This window comes from Paucibacter sp. XJ19-41 (assembly GCF_028462495.1).
Lineage (GTDB): Bacteria > Pseudomonadota > Gammaproteobacteria > Burkholderiales > Burkholderiaceae_C > Roseateles_E.
Genome location: NZ_JAQOWX010000234.1, coordinates 1 through 2603, shown reverse-complemented (window position 1 = coordinate 2603; position 2603 = coordinate 1). Strand labels below are relative to the sequence as shown.

The following is a 2603-nucleotide window of genomic DNA, read 5'->3' as shown; positions in this document are numbered from 1 at the left end:
AGCGCTGGGTCCCGTGAAGGCGCACCGCGTAGCGCTGCGCCGCGCGAGGGTGCCCCCCGCAACGCAGCACCCCAAGGCCAGCGCCCCTCGGGCAATGGCGGTGGCGCTCGCCCCGCTGCGGCCAAGCCGGCCGGCTCGCGTCCCGCAGGTGGCGGCGGCCGCAACCCGGGCGGCGCACGCCTGACCCAGACCAAGCGCTGAGCCCCGGCTCAGGCCCAACAAAGCCCGGCTCAAGCGCCGGGCTTTTTTTCGTCCCGACACTTGAGATGCATCAAGATGACCCGACCCTGCCGGTGCTGGAATCGCCCCGGACAGAGCCAGATCGGGAGACATGATGAAGCTGACCTTCCTCGGCGCGGCCGACGCCGTCACCGGCTCACGCCATCTGCTGGACATCGGCGAGCAGCGCCTGCTGCTCGATTGCGGCCTGTTCCAGGGCTACAAGACCTTGCGCGAGCGCAACTGGGCGGGCTTCGGCGTCGCGCCGCACAGCGTCGACGCGGTGCTGCTCTCGCATGCCCATCTGGACCACAGCGGCTATATACCGGCCCTGGTGCGCAAGGGCTTCAAGGGCCAGATCTTCTCGACCGGCGCGACCCGCGATCTCTGCGAGGTGCTGCTGCTGGACAGCGCCAAGCTGCAGGAAGAGGACGCGCGCCGCGCCAACCGCTTCCACACCTCGCGCCACGAGACCGCGCTGCCGCTCTACTCGGCCGCCAACGCCAAGAAGGCGCTGGCCCATTTCGTCGGCCTGCCGCGCGACGGCCGGCTGCGCCTGGGCGCCGCCGAGATCCGCTTCACGCCGGTGGGCCATCTGCTGGGCGCCTCGGCCATCAGCGTCACGGCCGCCGGTCAGACCCTGGTGTTCTCCGGCGATCTGGGGCGCAGCAACGATCTGCTGATGCCGCCGCCGCAGACCGTCGAGCAGGCCGATGTGCTGCTGGTCGAGTCGACCTATGGCAACCGCGTCCACCCGCCCGAGGATGTGCAGGCCCGGCTGGCGCAGATCATCCGCAGCACGCTCAAGCGTGGCGGCAGCGTGCTGCTGCCCAGCTTCGCGGTCGGCCGCGCCCAGGCCCTGCTGCTGGTGCTGCAGCGCCTGCGCGCCGCCGGCGAGCTGCCCCATGACATTCCCATCCTGCTGGACAGCCCGATGGCCACGCTGGCGACCGACATCATCGTCAAGCACGCCAAGCTGCTGCGCATCGGCCTGCGCGAGGCGGCGCGGCTGTGCGAGGGCGTGAGCCTGATCGCCAAGCCGGCCGACTCGCTGAAGGCCGCCACCCGCGCCATCACACGGCCGGCCATCATCATCTCGGCCAGCGGCATGGCCACCGGCGGGCGGGTGCTGAACTACATCGAGACCCTGNCCGCGCCATCACACGGCCGGCCATCATCATCTCGGCCAGCGGCATGGCCACCGGCGGGCGGGTGCTGAACTACATCGAGACCCTGGCACCGGGCGCACGCCACCACATCGTCTTCCCCGGCTTCCAGGTCGGCGGCAGCCGTGGCGCCAAGATGGTGGGCGGCGCGCGCGAGATCAAACTGCACGGCGCCTTCGTGCCGGTCAATGCCGAGGTCAGCCATCTGGAGGGCTTCTCCGGCCATGCCGATGCCGAGGGGCTGATGGCCTGGCTGCGCGGTTTCAAGACGCCACCGCGCCAGACCTTTGTCGTGCACGGCGAGCCCGAGGCCAGCGACGCCTTGCGCAGCCGCATCCAGGACGAGCTGGGCTGGCGCGTGCGCGTGCCTCAGCACGGGGAGACGGTCTCGCTCTGAGCCGGCGCTGGGGCATACTCGCGGCCCGCGCATGAAGACTCAGCCCATCCTCCCCGCCCGCGTCGATTTCAGCGATGCCGCCGCCCCGGCCGCCCCCGAGTTCGGCGATATCTATCACGCCCGCGCCGGCGCCTTCGGCCAGGCCCGCCATGTCTTTCTGGGCGGCAACGGGCTGCCGCAGCGCTGGGCCGGCCAGGCGCGCTTCGTGATCCTGGAAACCGGCTTCGGCCTGGGCAACAACTTCCTGGCCAGCTGGGCGGCCTGGCGGGATGATCCGGCGCGCTGCGAGCGGCTGTTCTTCATCAGCATCGAAAGACATCCGCTGCGCCGCGAAGACATGGCGCGCGCCCATGCCACCAGCCCCGAGCCGGCCCTGGCCGCCGAGCTGCTGGCCGCCTGGCCGCCGCTGACCCCCAACCTGCACAACCTGAGCTTCGACGGCGGCCGGGTGCAGCTGCTGCTGGCGCTGGGCGATGTGCGCGACTGGCTCAAGACCCTGGTGGCCGAGGTCGATGCCATCTATCTGGACGGCTTCGCGCCGGCGCGCAATCCGGCGATGTGGGACGGCTACACGCTGAAACTGCTGGCCCGTCTGGCCAAGCCCGGTGCCAGCGCCAGCACCTGGAGCACGGCGCCGGCAGTGATCGAGGGGCTGTCGGCCGCCGGCTTTGCGGTCGAGAAGCGACCCGGCTTTGCGAAGAAAGGCCGCATGAGCGTGGCCCGCTTCGCGCCGCGCCACCTGCTGCAGCGCCCGGCCGCGCGGCAGGCGCTGGCACCGGCGGCGCGCGAGGTGCTGGTGATAGGCGCCGGACTGGCCGGGG

The 2603-nt window shown here is 71.4% G+C and carries 3 protein-coding genes and 1 pseudogene; all 4 read left to right on the top strand.

Features of this window, described 5'->3' with window-relative positions; translation table 11 throughout:
• Positions 1-201, top strand: a pseudogene (locus PO768_RS28440) (hypothetical protein); the annotation flags it as partial.
• Positions 202-331: 130 nt separating this feature from the next.
• Entirely contained in the window at positions 332-1438 is a 1107-nt protein-coding gene (locus tag PO768_RS28435) for an MBL fold metallo-hydrolase (RefSeq protein WP_442953316.1), read from the top strand.
• Positions 1414-1782, top strand: a complete 369-nt coding sequence (locus PO768_RS28430; protein WP_272648741.1) for an MBL fold metallo-hydrolase RNA specificity domain-containing protein — start codon at positions 1414-1416, stop codon at positions 1780-1782. The genes PO768_RS28435 and PO768_RS28430 overlap by 25 nt, the downstream gene beginning before the upstream one ends.
• A 31-nt stretch (positions 1783-1813) precedes the next feature.
• Positions 1814-2603 (top strand): tRNA (5-methylaminomethyl-2-thiouridine)(34)-methyltransferase MnmD (gene mnmD, locus PO768_RS28425; protein ID WP_272648740.1); only part of this gene is annotated, 790 nt, incomplete at its 3' end.